The 17,065-nt window shown below is 69.5% G+C and carries 17 protein-coding genes and 2 pseudogenes; 18 read left to right on the top strand and 1 reads right to left on the bottom strand.

Translation table 11 applies throughout. The features are described from left to right. The first annotated feature begins 127 nt into the window (after positions 1-127). From proS to ABZ348_RS27775, 18 genes and pseudogenes are all read left to right on the top strand, one after another. On the top strand, positions 128-1,546 hold the full coding sequence (gene proS / locus ABZ348_RS27860) for a proline--tRNA ligase (RefSeq protein WP_358937597.1): 1,419 nt from the start codon (positions 128-130) through the stop codon (positions 1,544-1,546). A gap of 362 nt (positions 1,547-1,908) precedes the next feature. After that, positions 1,909-2,502 carry a hypothetical protein gene (locus ABZ348_RS27855; protein ID WP_358937595.1) on the top strand — a complete coding sequence of 198 codons (594 nt, stop codon included), beginning with the start codon at positions 1,909-1,911 and terminating at the stop codon, positions 2,500-2,502. 203 nt (positions 2,503-2,705) lie between these two features. Then, positions 2,706-3,155: a 30S ribosomal protein S16 gene (gene rpsP, locus ABZ348_RS27850; RefSeq protein ID WP_358937593.1), complete on the top strand. Its 450-nt coding sequence runs from the start codon at positions 2,706-2,708 to the stop codon at positions 3,153-3,155. Between the two features lie 2 nt (positions 3,156-3,157). Further along, positions 3,158-3,397: an RNA-binding protein gene (locus tag ABZ348_RS27845; protein ID WP_005311361.1), complete on the top strand. Its 240-nt coding sequence runs from the start codon at positions 3,158-3,160 to the stop codon at positions 3,395-3,397. Positions 3,398-3,617: 220 nt separating this feature from the next. Further along, on the top strand, positions 3,618-4,223 hold the full coding sequence (gene rimM / locus ABZ348_RS27840) for a ribosome maturation factor RimM (RefSeq protein ID WP_358937592.1): 606 nt from the start codon (positions 3,618-3,620) through the stop codon (positions 4,221-4,223). Continuing rightward, positions 4,223-5,044 carry a tRNA (guanosine(37)-N1)-methyltransferase TrmD gene (trmD, locus tag ABZ348_RS27835; protein ID WP_358937590.1) on the top strand — a complete coding sequence of 274 codons (822 nt, stop codon included), beginning with the start codon at positions 4,223-4,225 and terminating at the stop codon, positions 5,042-5,044. Before rimM ends, trmD begins: the two co-directional genes overlap by 1 nt. Positions 5,045-5,174: 130 nt before the next feature. Then, positions 5,175-5,525, top strand: a complete 351-nt coding sequence (gene rplS / locus ABZ348_RS27830; protein ID WP_329023743.1) for a 50S ribosomal protein L19 — start codon at positions 5,175-5,177, stop codon at positions 5,523-5,525. A 148-nt stretch (positions 5,526-5,673) separates the two neighbouring features. Further along, positions 5,674-6,582 (top strand): signal peptidase I, encoded by a 909-nt coding sequence (gene lepB, locus ABZ348_RS27825; protein WP_358937588.1) that lies wholly within the window; start codon positions 5,674-5,676, stop codon positions 6,580-6,582. Next, positions 6,575-7,596: pseudogene (gene lepB, locus ABZ348_RS27820) on the top strand (signal peptidase I). Before lepB (ABZ348_RS27825) ends, lepB (ABZ348_RS27820) begins: the two are co-directional and overlap by 8 nt. Then, a complete protein-coding gene (gene lepB / locus ABZ348_RS27815; protein WP_358937682.1) occupies positions 7,556-8,503 on the top strand; it encodes a signal peptidase I in 948 nt (315 codons plus the stop codon). The pseudogene lepB (ABZ348_RS27820) and the gene lepB (ABZ348_RS27815) overlap by 41 nt, the downstream one beginning before the upstream one ends. Before the next feature lie 94 nt (positions 8,504-8,597). After that, positions 8,598-9,332 carry a signal peptidase I gene (gene lepB, locus ABZ348_RS27810; RefSeq protein WP_358937586.1) on the top strand — a complete coding sequence of 245 codons (735 nt, stop codon included), beginning with the start codon at positions 8,598-8,600 and terminating at the stop codon, positions 9,330-9,332. 187 nt (positions 9,333-9,519) lie between these two features. Continuing rightward, positions 9,520-10,008, top strand: coding sequence for an NUDIX hydrolase (locus ABZ348_RS27805; protein WP_358937680.1), 489 nt, complete (start codon positions 9,520-9,522; stop codon positions 10,006-10,008). Positions 10,009-10,063: 55 nt separating this feature from the next. Beyond that, positions 10,064-10,372 (top strand): DUF2469 domain-containing protein, encoded by a 309-nt coding sequence (locus ABZ348_RS27800; RefSeq protein WP_003965949.1) that lies wholly within the window; start codon positions 10,064-10,066, stop codon positions 10,370-10,372. Positions 10,373-10,457: 85 nt separating this feature from the next. Next, entirely contained in the window at positions 10,458-10,820 is a 363-nt protein-coding gene (locus ABZ348_RS27795; RefSeq protein ID WP_358937584.1) for a YraN family protein, read from the top strand. Beyond that, positions 10,820-12,436, top strand: coding sequence for a YifB family Mg chelatase-like AAA ATPase (locus ABZ348_RS27790; protein ID WP_358937582.1), 1,617 nt, complete (start codon positions 10,820-10,822; stop codon positions 12,434-12,436). The genes ABZ348_RS27795 and ABZ348_RS27790 overlap by 1 nt, the downstream gene beginning before the upstream one ends. Before the next feature lie 478 nt (positions 12,437-12,914). Next, on the top strand, positions 12,915-14,096 hold the full coding sequence (gene dprA / locus ABZ348_RS27785) for a DNA-processing protein DprA (protein ID WP_358937580.1): 1,182 nt from the start codon (positions 12,915-12,917) through the stop codon (positions 14,094-14,096). A gap of 250 nt (positions 14,097-14,346) precedes the next feature. Then, positions 14,347-15,183, top strand: a complete 837-nt coding sequence (whiG, locus tag ABZ348_RS27780) for an RNA polymerase sigma factor WhiG (RefSeq protein WP_358937578.1) — start codon at positions 14,347-14,349, stop codon at positions 15,181-15,183. A gap of 71 nt (positions 15,184-15,254) precedes the next feature. Further along, complete coding sequence (locus ABZ348_RS27775) at positions 15,255-15,812, top strand: helix-turn-helix domain-containing protein (protein ID WP_358937678.1); 558 nt, start codon at positions 15,255-15,257, stop codon at positions 15,810-15,812. Positions 15,813-16,196: 384 nt separating this feature from the next. Here ABZ348_RS27775 and ABZ348_RS27770 read toward each other — a convergent pair. Next, positions 16,197-16,844: pseudogene (locus ABZ348_RS27770) on the bottom strand (peptidoglycan DD-metalloendopeptidase family protein); the annotation flags it as partial. Between the last annotated feature and the right edge of the window lie 221 nt (positions 16,845-17,065).

Raw genomic sequence — 17,065 nt, 5'->3', positions numbered from 1 at the left:
CTCTCCGTGAGCGGGTGCCGCCGCCGTTTCCGCACCCGGCCCCGATCACCCACCGCGGCTCGTCCGGCACCCGGAGCGGGCGCGGTGCACACCGCAGAGCGGCGCCCGTCGCCGTACGATGCGCGCCATGGCCAAGGCACCCGTACTCACCCCGCAGGCGGACGACTTTCCGCGCTGGTACCAAGACCTCATCACCAAAGCCGAATTGGCGGACAACGGCCCGGTGCGCGGCACCATGGTCATCCGACCGTACGGCTACGGCCTGTGGGAGCGGACGCAGCAGGAACTCGACGCCCGGATCAAGGCTGCCGGCGCCCAGAACGCCTACTTCCCCCTCTTCATCCCGCAGTCCTATCTGACCCGGGAGGCCGAGCACGTCGAAGGCTTCGCCCCCGAACTGGCGGTGGTCACCCACGGCGGCGGCAAGGAGCTCGACGAACCGGTCGTCGTCCGCCCCACCTCCGAGACGATCATCAACGACTACTTCGCCAAGTGGGTGCAGAGCTACCGCGATCTGCCGTTGCTGATCAACCAGTGGGCCAACGTCGTCCGCTGGGAGATGCGCCCGCGCGTCTTCCTCCGTACGACCGAGTTCCTCTGGCAGGAGGGCCACACCGCCCACGCCACCCGTGAGGAAGCGCGCGACTACGCCTCCCACATCCACCGTGAGGTGTACGCGGACTTCATGGTGAACGTCCTCGGCATCGACGTGGTCCTCGGCCGCAAGACGCCGAGGGAGCGGTTCGCCGGGGCCATCAACACCCTCACCCTCGAAGGGATGATGGGTGACGGAAAGGCCCTCCAACTGGGCACCAGCCATGAACTCGGCACCAACTTCGCGCGCGCCTTCCACACCCGGTACCTCTCGAAGGAGGGCCAGCAGGAGTTCGTCTGGCAGACGTCGTGGGGAGCCTCCACCCGGATGATCGGCGGACTGATCATGTCCCACGGTGACGACGCCGGACTGCGCGTTCCACCGAGGCTCGCGGCCGTGCAGGTCGTCGTCATGGCCATCAAGGGCGATGAATCGGTCGCCGCGGTCCATGAGATCGGCGCTCGGCTCCGGGCGGCCGGCGTGCGCGTCGAGGTCGACGACCGGATCGACACCCCCTTCGGCCGGCGCGCGGTGGACTGGGAGCTGAAGGGCGTTCCCGTACGGGTCGAAGTGGGGCCGCGCGATCTCGCCGCGGGAACCGCGGTGCTCGCCCGCCGCATTCCCGGCGGCAAGGAGCAGGTGGGTATCGATGCCGACACCCTGGCCGCGCGGATTCCCGCACTGCTCGAAGAGGACCAGGCGATGCTGCTGCGCCAGTCGCGGGAGCGGAGGGAGGCCCGTACCAGCGATGTCACCGCGGTCGAGGACGCGGCGCAGGCGGCCCTGGCCGGTGGGTGGGCGCGGATCCCGTGGGCGGTGCTGGGCCCGGACGGCGAGGCGGCCCTCGCCGAGCGGGGGGTTTCGGTCCGCTGTCTGATCGCCGAGGACGGGTCGGTGCCCACCGAGGACGACGCACCCGGCGCCCTGGCCATCGTCGGGCGGGCGTACTGACCGTACGTGCGTTGGTGCACTGCCTCGCCCGAGTGGACGGCTCCCGGACGCCCGGCGCCCGGTACCGTCCCCACTGCCGCTCCCGGTGCCGGTGCCGGCGGGGCGGCTGGAAACCGCCCTGCCGGGATGCCCGTGGGCGAAAGATTTTCCTGTGCGCCCCGGCGTTCGGCCCAAAACCGTACGCCGGGGGCGGCACATGCACGGAGGCGCTACGTGCCACCTTGGGGCGAGCTGTGCCGCTTCCCCGTAGATTCGGCGCACCCGCCCCGTCAGGACGCATCATCGCCAACTGACTGGTACGTGCAAATTATTTGAGATGCCCCGTAATGGAACCCGGGGGCCGTCAGGCTCGTTATCACGACGTGAGCACGACACCACCTGTTCTCGCCGCAGAGCTGGCACAGGCATGGGCCGATATTCAGCGGCACCACCCTGAGTTGCCAGATCTTGCCGCGCCCGAGTCCCTGATCGGAGAGTCCTCGTCCGCCTGCGGCGCCGAACTCTCCTTCGAGCGACTGCTTCACGAAGCAGTCCACGGCATTGCCGCTGCGCGAGGCGTCCGCGACACCTCACGCGCCGGCCGGTATCACAACCGTCGATTCCTTGCGATCGCCGAGGAGATGGGCCTCGACCACGCGGATGAGCCGCATCCCAGCAGCGGCTTCTCGCTGGTCGTGCTCAACCCCGAGGCCAAGCGCCGCTACCGCCCGACGATCGAGCGACTACAGCGCGCACTCAAGGCGCACACGGTCGCCACCACGTCCGACACCAAGCGCTCGTTCCGTGGCCCGGCAGCCCGGCACGGGTCGTCCGGTGGCGGTGTGCGGGTCAAGGCGGTCTGCGACTGCGGTCGCAACGTCCGCGTGGTGCCGTCGGTCCTCGCCCAGGCGCCCATCGTGTGCGGCGGCTGCGGCAAGCCCTTCCGCATTCCCGAGCCGGTCGCCGCAGCGAGCTGACCCCGGTCCGGCCGTCCGACGGGGGCGGTGCAGGTCCGGGGGAAGCGCGCAGTCGGCGTGTGGCACAATGAACAGCTGTACTCGACGGCCGACCAGGACCCCTCTCTCCTCCGGCTGACGCGTCCATCGGGCACCTGAGTGCCGCAACCCCACGTGGCATCTTGTTGTGCCCAACCACGTCAAGACCAGGAGACACCACTTCCGTGGCAGTCAAGATCAAGCTGAAGCGTCTGGGCAAGATCCGTTCGCCTCACTACCGCATCGTCGTCGCCGACTCCCGTACCCGCCGTGACGGCCGGGCCATCGAGGAGATCGGCCTGTACCACCCGGTGCAGAACCCCTCCCGCATCGAGGTCGACTCGGAGCGCGCGCAGTACTGGCTCTCCGTCGGCGCGCAGCCGACCGAGCCCGTCCTCGCGATCCTGAAGCTCACGGGTGACTGGCAGAAGCACAAGGGCCTGCCGGCCCCGGCGCCGCTGCTCGTGGCCGAGCCCAAGGCGAACAAGCGCGCCGCGTTCGACGAGTTCGCCAAGGCCCTTGAGGGCGGCGAGCCCAAGGGCGAGGCCATCACGCCGAAGGCGAAGAAGAGCGACAAGAAGGCGGACGAGGCAGCAGACACCTCTGCGTCCGCCGCTGAGTCGACTGAGGCCTGAGCATGCTCGAGGAGGCTCTTGAGCACCTCGTGAAGGGCATCGTCGACAACCCCGACGATGTGCAGGTCGCCTCGCGCAACCTGCGCCGCGGACGGGTGCTTGAGGTCCGGGTTCACCCCGATGATCTCGGTAAGGTGATCGGCCGGAACGGCCGTACCGCCCGCGCCCTCCGTACCGTCGTGGGCGCCATCGGCGGCCGTGGCATCCGTGTCGACCTTGTCGACGTGGACCAGGTCCGCTGATCCAGTGAAACACCGGCTCGGGCCGGGGATGGCCTCCTGGCCGTTCCCGGCCCGTAGTCGTACCGACCCCCGCGGTCGTTCGGATCCACGCGGTGACCACCGACTGGATCCCGGCCGTACCGCAGTCCCACGGGCAGTGGCGCATCACCACGGGTGTCCGTCGATGTCCGTAGACGTCAGTTGGTGCTCTTCTGAGGACCGTGACAGGAGAGAGTGCGAAGTGCAGTTGGTAGTCGCCCGGATCGGCCGCGCCCACGGCATCAAGGGCGAGGTCACCGTCGAGGTGCGTACGGACGAGCCGGAACAGCGGCTCGCCCCCGGGGCGGTACTGGCCACCGAGCCGGCCGGTATCGGACCGCTGACGATCGAAACCGGCCGGGTGCACAGCGGACGGCTGTTGCTGCGATTCGCCGGCGTACGGGATCGAACCGGAGCCGAGGCACTGCGGAACACCCTGCTGATCGCGGACGTGGACCCCGAGGAGCAGCCCGAGGACCCGGACGAGTTCTACGACCACCAGCTCATCGACCTCGATGTGGTCACCGTCGACGGCACCGAGGTGGGCCGCATCACGGAGATCAGCCATCTCGCTTCTCAGGACCTGCTGATCGTGGAGCGCGAGGACGGCAGCGAGACGATGATCCCCTTCGTGGAGGAGATCGTCGTCGAGATCGACCTCGACGAGCAGCGCGCCGTGATCGACCCGCCCCCCGGGTTGATCGACGACCGCGCGGAGATCGCCTCCGCCCGTGACGACGCAGCCGCCGGGCCGGGCCGCGAGGAATCCCCGGGCGATGGCCACCGTGCCGCCGAGGGCGATGTCTGATGCGGCTCGACGTCATCACGATCTTTCCCGAGTACCTGGAACCCCTGAACGTCTCCCTCGTCGGCAAGGCCCGCGCCCGCGGTCAGCTCGACGTCCGGGTGCACGATCTGCGCCGATGGACCCACGACCGACACAACACGGTCGACGACACCCCCTACGGCGGCGGTCCGGGCATGGTCATGAAGACCGAGCCCTGGGGCGAGGCACTCGACGACGCCCTGGCCGACGGCTTTGAGGCCGGAGCACAGGGACCCGTCCTGGTGGTCCCCACGCCCAGCGGCCGGCCGTTCACCCAGGAAGTCGCCGTGGAGCTCTCCACCCGCCCCTGGTTGATCTTCACCCCGGCGCGCTACGAGGGAATCGACCGCAGGGTCATCGACGAGTACGCCACCCGGATGCCGGTGTACGAGGTCTCCATCGGGGACTACGTCCTCGCGGGTGGCGAAGCGGCCGTGCTCGTGATGACCGAGGCGGTGGCCCGGCTGTTGCCGGGTGTCCTCGGCAACGCCGAGTCCCATCGCGACGACTCCTTCGCACCCGGTGCCATGGCCAACCTGCTGGAGGGGCCCGTCTACACCAAGCCCCCGACCTGGCGGGACCGCAGCATCCCGGACGTACTGGTCAGTGGGCACCACGGCAAGATCGCCCGCTGGCGGCGGGACGAGGCATTGCGCCGCACCGCCCTCAACCGTCCCGATCTGCTCGAACGCCGTGACCCGGCGGAGTTCGACAAGAAGGACCGGGAGATCCTCTCCATCCTGGGCTGGGCGCCGGTGGCCGACGGCGGATTTTGGCGCAGGCCAGGAGCCATGGAAGAATAGGCAGCTGCCGTACGTCCGGCGTGCGCCCCTGCCACAGGGGGACACGACGCCCGCTTCGACGCAGCGGCCCTCCGAATCTCATCCTCTCTCCCGCTGATGACCTGTGGCATCGCGAAGAAAGCAGACGAACATGTCGCACGTGCTCGACGTCGTCAACTCCGCCTCGCTGCGGACCGACGTTCCGGCCTTCCGTCCCGGTGACACCGTGAACGTCCACGTTCGCGTCATCGAGGGCAACCGCTCCCGTATCCAGCAGTTCAAGGGTGTCGTCATTCGTCGCCAGGGTGCCGGCGTCAGCGAGACCTTCACCGTTCGCAAGGTCTCCTTCTCCGTCGGTGTCGAGCGCACCTTCCCGGTGCACAGCCCGATCTTCGAGAAGATCGAGCTGGTCACGCGCGGTGACGTCCGCCGCGCCAAGCTGTACTACCTCCGTGAGCTGCGCGGCAAGGCCGCGAAGATCAAGGAGAAGCGCGACAACTAAGCCGTCGCGCCTGCCGGGCGCCGACGGCAACCGGGCCACCGCACTGCGGTGGCCCGGTTTTGCGTTTTCCCCGGTCACAGCGCTGTTCACGTGCCCCCACTCGCTCTCCATCCGTCTCCACAGCGGGGCCGGATAGGCTTCGCCCTCGATGGACACCGAAGCGAAGCACACCGAGCGCGACCCCTCCCACGACCCCGGAACGGGCGAGTCGGCGCAGGGGTCACAGTCGGTGGGCGGCGAGGGGAAGCTCGGGGCGACCGACGCCGCTGGAGCCGACGGATCAGAGGTCGGAGCTTCCCGTCGGGTGCGCTTCGGCGCGTTCTCCTGGCGTCGAACCGCTCTCCTGACGGTGGCCCTCGTCAGTGTGGTGCTGCTGCTCAGCCACTTCGTGGCCCAGCCCTTCCAGATCCCCAGCGGTTCCATGACGCCGACGCTCCGCCCTGGTGATCGTGTCCTCGCCAACAAGTTGGCGTACCGTTTCGGGGCGGAACCCGAGCGCGGAGATGTGATCGTCTTCGACGGTAGGGGCTCGTTCGTTCGGGAAGACTTGGAAGAGAATCCGGTCAGCACCGCGGCACGGGGCGTGCTCACGGCGATCGGCCTCGCCGACCCGGCCGACACGGACTACGTGAAGCGTGTGGTCGGTGTGGGTGGTGACCGGGTGGTCTGCTGTGACAAAGGGGGCAGGGTCCAGGTGAACGGCACGGCAGTTGATGAGGACTATCTGCATCCCGGCGATACGGCCTCCGAGGTTGCGTTCGACATCGTCGTCCCGGAGGGGACCCTCTGGGTGATGGGGGATCACCGGAGCGACTCCAGTGACTCCCGTGATCATCTCGGCAGCCCGGGCGGGGGCATGGTCCCGGTGGAGAAGGTCGTGGGACGGGCCGACTGGATCGTCTGGCCCGTCGGGCACTGGACGTCCGTGGAACGGACCTCGGCCTTCGCCCGCGTACCGGAGGCGCCCGCGTCATATGGGTCCGGTCGCCCCCGGGGGCTGAGCGACCGGACGGAGACACCCGTCAGTTCGGGTCGGCCCGGCGGCATAGATGGGTAACCGGGGGCGGCACGCGGCGCCCCGGACCGACACCCGACTGCCCACGGGGACGCGGTCGCCCAGTGAGACCAGGCAGGGGCCGGGGCGGGCGGAGCGACGCAAACTGGCCAAGAAGGTGCGCCGCAAACGACGGCGCTCCGCCCTTCAGGAGATCCCGCTCCTCATCGTGGTGGCCCTGGTGATCGCCCTGGTCCTCAAGACCTTCCTGGTGCAGGCGTTCGTGATCCCCTCCGGTTCGATGGAACAGACGATCAAGATCCAGGACCGGGTGCTGGTGGACAAGCTCACCCCCTGGTTCGGATCCAAGCCCCGCCGCGGCGACGTGGTCGTCTTCAAGGACCCGGGCGGTTGGCTCCAGGAGGAGCACACCACCAGCAAGAAGAACGACCCGATCGGGGTCAAACAGATCAAACAGGGACTCACCTTCATCGGTCTGCTGCCGTCGGACGAGGAACAGGACCTGATCAAGCGGGTCGTCGGCATCGGCGGCGACACCGTGCTGTGCTGCGACGAGAAGGGCCGCGTCACCGTGAACGGCGTACCCCTCGTCGAGCCTTACCTCAATCCGGGCAATGTGCCGTCTGCGCTGACCTTCGAGGTCAAGGTTCCCCCGGGGCGCCTCTTCGTCATGGGTGACCACCGATCAAATTCGGCCGACTCGCGCGCCCACCTCGATCAGGAGCACAGCGGCACGGTCTCCGAGAAGGAGGTGGTCGGCCGAGCCGTGGTGATCGCCTGGCCGGTCAAGCACTGGCGCAGGCTGGAGGAGCCCGAGACCTACGCGTCCGTCCCCAACGCGGCGGACGGGGCGACGGCGGCGATGCGCGCGTCGAATAGTGTGTCGTCCCAGGATCACAAGGGAATGGTCCCGCTCCCGCGCCCTGCGGAACTTCCGCTCGTTATGGGAGTAGTAGGTCTGCTCCTTCTTCGGGGCAGGCGGTCGGCAACGGAGTGAGGAGTGGATGTGGGGGACGTGGCGGTCGGCGCACGGTCCGGACACGAGCAGCCGGATGACAGGCCGGGGAGGCCCGCCGAGCCATCCCCGCCGGTGACGGGCGATCCCGACGGGGAGTCCCCGCAGGACGGCTCCGGCTCGTTCGACGATCCTCCCGGTGATGCCGGTGATGCCGGAGACGACGACCGGGGAAAGAAGAAGCAGCGCTCCTTCTGGAAGGAACTGCCCCTCCTGGTGGGCATCGCGCTGATTCTCGCGCTGCTGATCAAGACCTTCCTGGTGCAGGCGTTCTCGATTCCCTCGGACTCGATGCAGAACACCCTCCAGCGCGGTGACCGGGTGCTGGTGGACAAGCTCACCCCCTGGTTCGGCTCCGAGCCGGAGCGCGGCGAGGTCGTGGTCTTCCACGACCCCGGCGGCTGGCTGGAGGGCGAGCCCACGCCCGAGCCGAACGTGTTGCAGAAGTTCCTCAGCTTCATCGGCCTGATGCCGTCGGCGGAGGAGAAGGACCTGATCAAGCGGACCATCGCGATCGGGGGTGACACGATTGAGTGCCGCAAGGGCGGACCGGTCAAAATCAATGGCAAGGCACTCGACGAGCCGTACATCTACCCCGGCAACACGGCCTGTGACGACCAGCCGTTCGGGCCGTTCAAGGTGCCCGAGGACCGGATCTGGGTGATGGGCGACCACCGCCAGAACTCCAAGGACTCCCGGTACCACATGGAGGACGTCAACGAGGGCTTCGTCCCCGTCGACAAGGTCGTCGGTCGGGCCGTGGTCGTGGCGTGGCCCGTCAACCGCTGGGCGACGCTTCCCGTGCCGTCCACTTTCGATCAGCCGGGCCTGAACGCCGCCGCTTCCGTGGCCGTGTCGACCGCTCCCCTTGCGATGGGAGCGCTCGGTGCCGTGCCGATCGTGTTGTGGCGCAGGAAGCGGCTGACCGCCGGGTCCACCCCCCGATAGGGTTCCGTCCCAGTTCACGGATCGGTCAGGGATCACCGCGGGGAGCAGTCAGCCCGCTGTGTCATCCGGTGGTCGGTCGGGGGTGAGGAGGGGCATGGGAACGATACGAACGGAAGACGGCCGCGGTCGGCTCGGCAGTGTGCTGTCGAGCGTGGCCGTGGCCGTCGGCTGTGTGCTCTTCCTCGGAGGCTTCGCCTGGGGCGCCGTCGTCTACCGGCCGTACACCGTGCCCACGGACTCCATGGCTCCTACGGTCGACATCGGGGACCGGGTGCTCGCGCAACGGATCGACGGCGACGAGGTGAGACGCGGTGACATCGTCGTCTTCCGGGACGCGGGGTGGGGTGATCTGCCCATGGTCAAGAGAGTGGTTGCCGTCGGCGGTGACGAGGTCACCTGCTGCGGCGACGGGGGCAAGCTCACCGTCAACGGCGTTTCGATCGAGGAACCGTATCTGTCTGCCGGCGGGCCCGCATCGCCCGCCAACTTCACCGCAGAGGTGCCCCGGGGGCAACTCTTCCTGCTGGGCGACGAGCGGATGGGTTCGCTGGACTCCCGCACCCATCTTGAGGACCCCGGTCAGGGGTCGGTCGCCCGCACGGCGGTGGAGGCACGGCTGGACGCGGTGGCATGGCCCCTGGGCGGGGGAGTGCTGGAGCGACCGCAGAGCTTCGCACAACTGCCCGGCGGGGTGTCACACCCCGGACCGGTGCGGCTGATCGTCGGATCGATCCTGGTCGGCGCCGCTCTGATCCTGGCCGGTGCCGCCTGGGGACCCGTGGCGCGAGCGTTCTCCGGACGGAGGAAGGTGCCGACGGATGCCCGATGAGGAGATGCGGGGAGGTCGGGAACAGTGGCGGTCACCCCGGGAAGGGGATGGTGCGCACGACCCCGGGAAGGGGACTCAGGAGGGCGGTGCGCCCGACGGCGCCTCCCGGCTGGCCACCCCCTCGGACGTTGGCCGCGAGAGCGCCGGGACGGCTCAGGGCCGAACCGGCGACGATGTGCCTCCTGCGATGGGCCCACACCCGAGGAAGGTGGCCCGGGTGGTCCTGCTCGACCCCCAGGACCGCATCCTGCTGATGCACGGCCGTGAACCCGACGACCCTTCCGACTCCTGGTGGTTCACCCCGGGCGGCGGACTGGAAGGCGACGAGACCCGGGAGGAGGCCGCACTGCGCGAACTGGCCGAGGAGACGGGGATCACCGATGTGCAGTGGGGGCCGCAGCTCTGGCAGCGGTACTGCTCCTTCCCCTTCGACGGCCGGCAGTGGGACCAGGACGAGTGGTACTTCCTGGCACGCACCGCCCAGACGGTGACGGGCCCGCGCGCACTCACCGCACTGGAGCAGCGCAGCGTCGCGGGTCTGAGGTGGTGGACCTCCGCCGAACTGTCGTCAACGCGTGAGACGGTGTACCCGACCAAGCTCGCCGAGCTGCTGCGCACGCTGCTCGCCGAGGGTCCTCCGACCACGCCGGTCGTCCTGGCCCCCGAAATCGTCTAGGGGCCCGTGGGACTGGCGCACAATAGGGGGACGTAAGGCTGAAGGGGAACATGCCATGAGCGCCGAGGACCTCGAAAAGTACGAGACCGAGATGGAGCTGAAGCTCTACCGGGAGTATCGAGACGTCGTCGGACTGTTCAAATACGTGATCGAGACCGAGCGTCGCTTCTACCTCACCAACGACTACGAGATGCAGGTGCACTCGGTCCAGGGCGAGGTGTTCTTCGAGGTGTCGATGGCGGACGCCTGGGTGTGGGACATGTACCGCCCGGCGAGATTTGTGAAGCAGGTCCGCGTCCTGACGTTCAAGGACGTCAACATCGAGGAGCTGAACAAGAGCGATCTCGAACTTCCGGGTGGCTGAGTTATCCACAACGGACCGGTTGTCCACCAAGATCCACACCTAGGGGAGCGAACCGTCAGAGTCGGTGCCGGAGGTGGTGCCGACCATGAACGGTACGGGGGCGCTGGGACGGTACGGCGAGGAGTTGGCGGCGCGGCTGCTGACGGAAGCCGGAATGACGGTGCTGGCGAGGAGCTGGCGCTGTGGGCGGGTCGGAGAGATCGACATCGTGGCCCACGATGGTGATGCCCTGGTCATTTGCGAGGTGAAGACCCGCAGGCCCGGGCCGTTCGGCCAGCCGTTGGCGGCGATCACTCCCACGAAGTGCGAGCGGCTGAAACACCTTGCCGAGTGCTGGCTCCAGCAGCAGGGGGGCGCTCCACCGGGTGGGGTGCGGATCGATGTGGTGGCGGTGCTCGTGCCCCGTAAGGGCGCGCCCTTGGTCGAGCACGTCCGCGGGGTGGCCTGATGGCGTTCGCACGGGCCTGTTCCGTGGCGCTCGTGGGTGTCGAGGGCGTGTTGGTGGAGGTCCAGGCGGATCTGGAACGGGGCGTGCCCGCCTTCGCGCTGGTGGGACTGCCCGACAAGAGCCTGGTGGAGAGTCGGGACCGGGTGCGTGCTGCCATGGTCAACTCGGGCGCCGAGTGGCCGCAGATGAAGCTGACGGTGGGCCTGAGCCCGGCGTCCGTGCCCAAGGGGGGCAGTGGGTTCGACCTGGCGATCGCCACGGCCGTGCTTGGGGCTTCGGGGCGCATCGATCCCGGGGCCATGGCCGATCTGGTGCTGATCGGCGAACTCGGTCTGGACGGCAGGGTCCGGCCGGTGCGCGGGGTGCTGCCCGCGGTGCTCGCGGCTGCTGCGGCGGGATACCGGCAGGTCGTCGTCCCGGAGCAGACAGCAGGTGAAGCCGCCCTGGTGCCGGGCGTGTCCGTACTGGGGGTGCGGAGCCTGCGCCAGTTGATCGCCGTTCTCAACGACGAGCCGGTCCCGGACGAAGCCCCGGCGCCCGAAGGGAGCCCGGACAGTTCGCTGGCCGGACTGATGGTGCCTGGGGCGGGCATGGGCACCGGGCTCGGGGCCTCTCCTGGCGGTGGCGCCGACCTTGCTGATGTGGCGGGCCAGCACCTGGCGCGCACGGCGCTGGAGGTGGCTGCGGCGGGTGGGCACCATCTGATGCTCCATGGCCCCCCGGGCGCCGGGAAGACGATGCTGGCCGAGCGTTTGCCGGGAGTGCTGCCCCCGCTGACCCAGGAAGAGGCGTTGGAGGTCACGGCGGTCCACTCGGTGGCGGGCATCCTGCCGCCGGGTCAACCGTTGGTGCGCACCGCCCCCTACTGCGCGCCCCATCATTCGGCGACCATGCCCTCCCTCGTCGGCGGGGGGAACGGTCTCCCGAGGCCGGGAGCGGTTTCCTTGGCGCATCGCGGAGTCCTCTTCCTGGACGAGGCGCCGGAGTTCTCCGCGAAGTCGTTGGACGCACTGCGGCAGCCGCTGGAGTCGGGCCATGTGGTGGTGGCGCGCAGCGGAGGAGTGGTGCGGCTTCCGGCGCGTTTCCTGCTCGTCCTCGCGGCGAATCCTTGTCCTTGCGGGCGGCATACGGTGCTCGGCGCGGGGTGCGAGTGCTCGCCCTCGGTCGTCCGCCGCTACCAGGCTCGGCTGTCGGGGCCCCTCCTCGACCGCATCGACCTACGGGTCGGAGTCGGCCCCGTCAGCCGGAGCGATCTGCTGGGTCCGGGGGGTGGGGGCGAGCCCACCGCTCTGGTGGCGGCCAGGGTCCTCGCCGCGAGGGGACGGGCCCGATCGCGGTTGACCGGTACCCCTTGGCGGGTGAACAGCGAGGTACCGGGGCATGAGCTGCGGACCCGCTGGCGGGCGGATCCCGGGGCACTGGTGGCGGCCGAAAGGGACATGGAGCGCGGTTTGCTCACGGCGCGTGGGCTGGACCGAGTGCTGCGGGTTGCTTGGACCTTGGCGGATCTGGCGGGTCGGGATCGGCCGGAGAGAACCGATGTCGATCTTGCGCTGGCCTTGCGTACCGGAGTGGCCCGGGGAACACCGCAGCGGGTCGGGATCGGGGGCTTCTGAGGATGCCGGGAGAGTGGGATCCGCCGGGCGGGTCGGGCCTTGGGACCGGGGCCTCTGAGGGCGCCGCGAGCCGGACCGCCACCCGGGCGGGGCCGGTGTCGCGGGGTGGGGATGGGACCGAACTCCGTGCTGTGCGGTGGCGATCCTGCTGCCCGCGGGGTGGCGGCTGCCAGCCGTCGTATGGGCGGCGAGCCGGTGATCGGCCCGCGCAAGGGAGGACGAAGGGGCCGAGCTCCGGCGGTACGTGCGGCGTTCCGGGGTGATCGCCGGCGGAGTAGGGCTCAGCAGCCGCCGCTCGCCGTCCATGACCCGCCTCCCCGTTCCTCACGGCCAGAGGGCCAGTCGGGATCCCAGCAGCCCGCTGGGGTGAGCCCCGGAGGGGCGATGGATGCGGGGGCGACGCACCGAGGGCAGGTCAAGGCCGAGGAGCGTGGGGTCGGGACCCTCCGCGGCGCAATCGTGTGGATGAACCGTGTGGATGAACGGAGAGCAAACGATGTCGGATGCGGGCGAACTCGATCGGGTGGCACGTGCAACGCTCACTCGGGTGATCGAGCCCGGCGACGAGCGGGGCGGCAGATGGCTCCGGGACCTCGGGGCGGCCGAGGTCCTGGCGAAACTCACCGGACCCGAGTCGGGCGCCGCGGCGTTACCGGGGGCCACGCCGCGCCGCTTGGCCGTGTGCCGGACAAGGGCAAAGGAAGCCGATCCGTACGGTGACCTGGCTGCGATCGCCGAGGTCGGCGGTCGGTTCATCTGCCCGGGCGATCAGGAGTGGCCGACCCAGCTCGACGATCTCGGGGACGCCAGACCCGTGGGGCTCTGGGTCCGGGGGCCTTCCGATCTGCGGGCTTGGGCGCTGCGGTCGGTGGCGATCGTCGGGGCGAGGGCCTGCACGCCCTACGGCGCCCATATGGCGGCGGTCCTGGGCTCCGGACTCGCCGAGCGCGGCTGGGTCGTGGTCTCCGGGGCTGCCTTCGGGGTGGACGGTGCAGCGCACCGGGGGGCGTTGGGTGCGGACGGCGCCACCGTCGCCGTCCTCGCCTGCGGTGTGGACACGGTCTATCCGCGAGGCCATGCCGAGTTGCTCGGACGCATCGCAGAACAGGGCCTGCTCGTCGGCGAGTTGCCGCCCGGCGATCATCCCACCCCGGGCCGATTCATCCAGCGCAACCGAGTCATCGCGGCGCTCACCCGAGGCACCGTGGTGGTCGAGGCGCAGTACCGCAGCGGCTCCCTGGTCACCGCCCGCTGCGCGCAGCGCTTGGGGCGCCACACCATGGGGATCCCCGGCCCTGCCACCAGTGGTCTCTCGGCAGGAGTGCACGAACTCCTACGGGGTGAGGGCGTACTGGTCACGGATGCCGATGAAATCGTTGAGCTGGTGGGGGAGATGGGTGAGCTCGCACCCGTGCGGCGCGGGCCGGTGCTTCCGCGGGACCTGCTGGACGCAGTCAGCGTTCGGGTGCTCGAAGCACTGCCGGCGCGCGGCGCGGTTGACTGTGCGCGACTCGCCCGGATCGCGGGGACCGTCCCGGAGGAGACGCTCAGCAAGCTCTACGGGCTTCACGCCCTGGGTTTCGTCGAACGCCATGGCGACTGCTGGCAGTTGACGGATCAAGCGATCCGCAGGTCGAACGCGCGGCGAGGCGGTTCTTGACCTGGGTCATTCGGGTGAAAAGGTGATGTCGAGGACCTTTTGCGGGCCCGTGGGTGGCGCCGGAGGGCCGGTGTGGGATGTCTCGGTGCCGGTTCGAAGGTGTGGCCGACGATGGATACCCCGTAGCGGGTCGTTCACCAGACCTTCGCCCACCGCGACCGTTCAGTCACGCTACGCTCACCCTCCTGGCCCAGACGCTCGTCGATCCCTCACCGACTCCCCTCACAGCAGAACGGCTCAAGGCAACGCCATGCCACAGCACACCTCCGGGTCTGACCGCGCGGCAGTACCCCGCGCTGCCCGTGGCGCCGTCCGGCCCCCCGCTCCCTCCTCCTTGGAGGAGTTGTGGCGGTCGTACAAGTCCACGGGGGACGAGCGGCTGCGTGAGCAGTTGATCCTGCACTACTCGCCACTCGTGAAGTACGTCGCGGGCCGGGTCAGCGTCGGGCTGCCGTCCAATGTGGAGCAGGCGGATTTCGTCTCGTCCGGAGTCTTCGGGTTGATCGACGCGATCGAGAAGTTCGACATCGAGCGGTCCATCAAGTTCGAGACCTACGCCATCACCCGTATCCGTGGGGCGATGATCGACGAGCTCCGTGCGCTGGATTGGATTCCGCGCTCGGTCCGGCAGAAGGCGCGAGCCGTGGAACGCGCCTACGCCACCTTGGAGGCCCAGTTCAGACGGACCCCCTCGGAGCTTGAGGTGGCCACCGAGATGGGCATCGGCGTCGAGGAACTGCATGCCGTTTTCAGCCAATTGTCCCTGGCGAACGTCGTGGCCCTCGAAGAGCTGCTCCATGTCGGCGGAGAGGGCGGCGACCGGCTGAGTCTGATGGACACCCTGGAGGACACGGCCGCTGACAATCCCGTCGAGGTCGCCGAGGACCGCGAACTGCGGCGGCTGCTCGCCCGCGCGATCAACACCCTCCCCGATCGGGAGAAGACCGTGGTGACCCTCTACTACTACGAGGGCCTGACCCTCGCCGAGATCGGGAACGTCCTCGGCGTGACCGAAAGCAGGGTCAGCCAGATCCACACCAAATCGGTGCTCCAGCTGCGGGCCAAGCTCGCCGACGTGGGCCGTTGAACGCTGAATCGTGCCTGCCTCTTGCGCGATATCCGTAAAGTGGAGACGTGCCCAGGATTCGAGCGGCCTCCGTGGCCGAGCACCGGACCATGCAGCGCGACGCTCTGCTCGACGCCGCGCGTTCCCTCCTGTCCGAAGGCGGTACGGAGGCGCTGACCTTCCCCGCCCTCGCCGAGCGCACGGGCCTTGCCCGCTCATCGGTGTACGAGTACTTCCGCTCCCGGGCGGCGGTCGTGGAAGAGCTCTGTGCCGTTGACTTCCCCGTCTGGGCCGCCGAGGTCGAAGGCGCAATGGCCCGAGCGGACACGGCCGAAGGGAAGATCGAGGCGTACGTACGCCAGCAACTCGTCCTCGTCGGCGATCGGCGGCACCGGGCGGTGGTGGCCATTTCGGCCAGTGAGCTGGACGCCGGAGCCCGGGAGAAGATCCGCGCCGCGCACGGGGGCTTGATCACGATGATCGGTGAGGCGTTGGGCGAGCTCGGCCACCGTCAGCCGCGCCTCGCGGCGATGCTGCTCCAGGGAGTGGTCGACGCGGCGGTGCGGCGCATCGAGTTGGGCGCTGCCGAGGAACCGGACGTCATCGCGGATGCAGCCGTTTCCATGGCCCTGCGCGGCGTTCAGACCTGATCCGTCGGGGACCTGCTCGTGTCTGGTGCGCTCTGCGTCGGGCCCGCGCGAAGGCGTCCCCAGCCGAGGGCTAATCGCCCGTATCCGACCTTCCGCACCCAGAGCCGTACTGGGCCCGCTGCCCCGGCCGCCCCGGCTGAGGGTGCCCGTTGCCCTGCTCGGACGTCTCAGGAGCAAGAGCCCGGCACAGGGCCTCCCTGTCCGCTGGACGCCCCCTTCGAACGGTCGTCGTCCAAGGGGCGGGCGCGGATGCGAGCGCCGGCCCACGACCCCGTACAGGGCCAGGGCGGCACCACTGGGCACCGGGACCCCGAGTGGTGGCAGGGAGGAGCTCTGCCGCGGACGGGTGAGTTCCGCCGGGAGGGTGACCTCCCCTCCCAGTGGTGGCAGGCCGATGACGGGGAGCAGGCGCGGGCCGGGGTTCCCGAGCAGATGCGGCGGCAGCAGGCCCAGCGGGTCCAGGTACTGGGGCCCGCGCCGCAGACCCCAGTGCAGACAGCCCCTTCGGCAGTGTGATCCACCGCCGGCCGTCCGGCCCACCGGTTGGCCGGCCGCCACCACCGTGCCCACCGGCACCAGTGCGTCGACCGGTTCGTACGTCGTGCGCAGCGGAGGGTCCGACGACCCCGTCAGGACGATCGACAGCACCCCCCGGCCCGCCACCCCACCCGCGAACGCGATCCGACCGGCCGCCGCCGCGCGCACTTCCGTGCCCGGCGGTGCGGCGAGGTCCACGCCCCGGTGGCCCGGTCCGTACGGGGAGGAGGGCGGCTCCCACCCCCGTACGACCAGGGGACGCGGTGGGCCCACCGGCCAGCTCCGGGCACCCTCGGATGCCTCCCTGAAGCGCGCCCCCGCCGCCTCCTGCTCCATGGCAGCCCCGGCCGCTGCACGGGCAGTGACCCCGGCGGCCCTGGCCGACGACGAAGGCCAGGGGCCGATCGGCAGCAGTGCGGTCGAGAGCAGGAGGGTCAGCAGCGGGACCAACAGACGGCGGTTCATGGACGAGACCGTCTCCCAGGACGCCCCCATGGAGTGGATCATGGACGGCATTTGTGGAGTACCCGCCGGTTGTGGACAACGACGTCACCCGGCACCGTACGGGTCCCGTACACTTCTATCGGCGACCCGGGTCACCGGGTCGACTTCGCACGCCCCGCCACCCCTCACCTTTCACGGTTTCGGTGGCCGCGCTCCTCGGTCCCTGTGGCACGGCGCGTCGGGGCGTCAGGACACAACCGAGAATCAAGGAG

The sequence above is a fragment of the Streptomyces sp. NPDC005963 genome, assembly GCF_040638655.1.
GTDB lineage: Bacteria > Actinomycetota > Actinomycetes > Streptomycetales > Streptomycetaceae > Streptomyces.
This window is presented reverse-complemented; position numbering and strand designations above follow the sequence as displayed.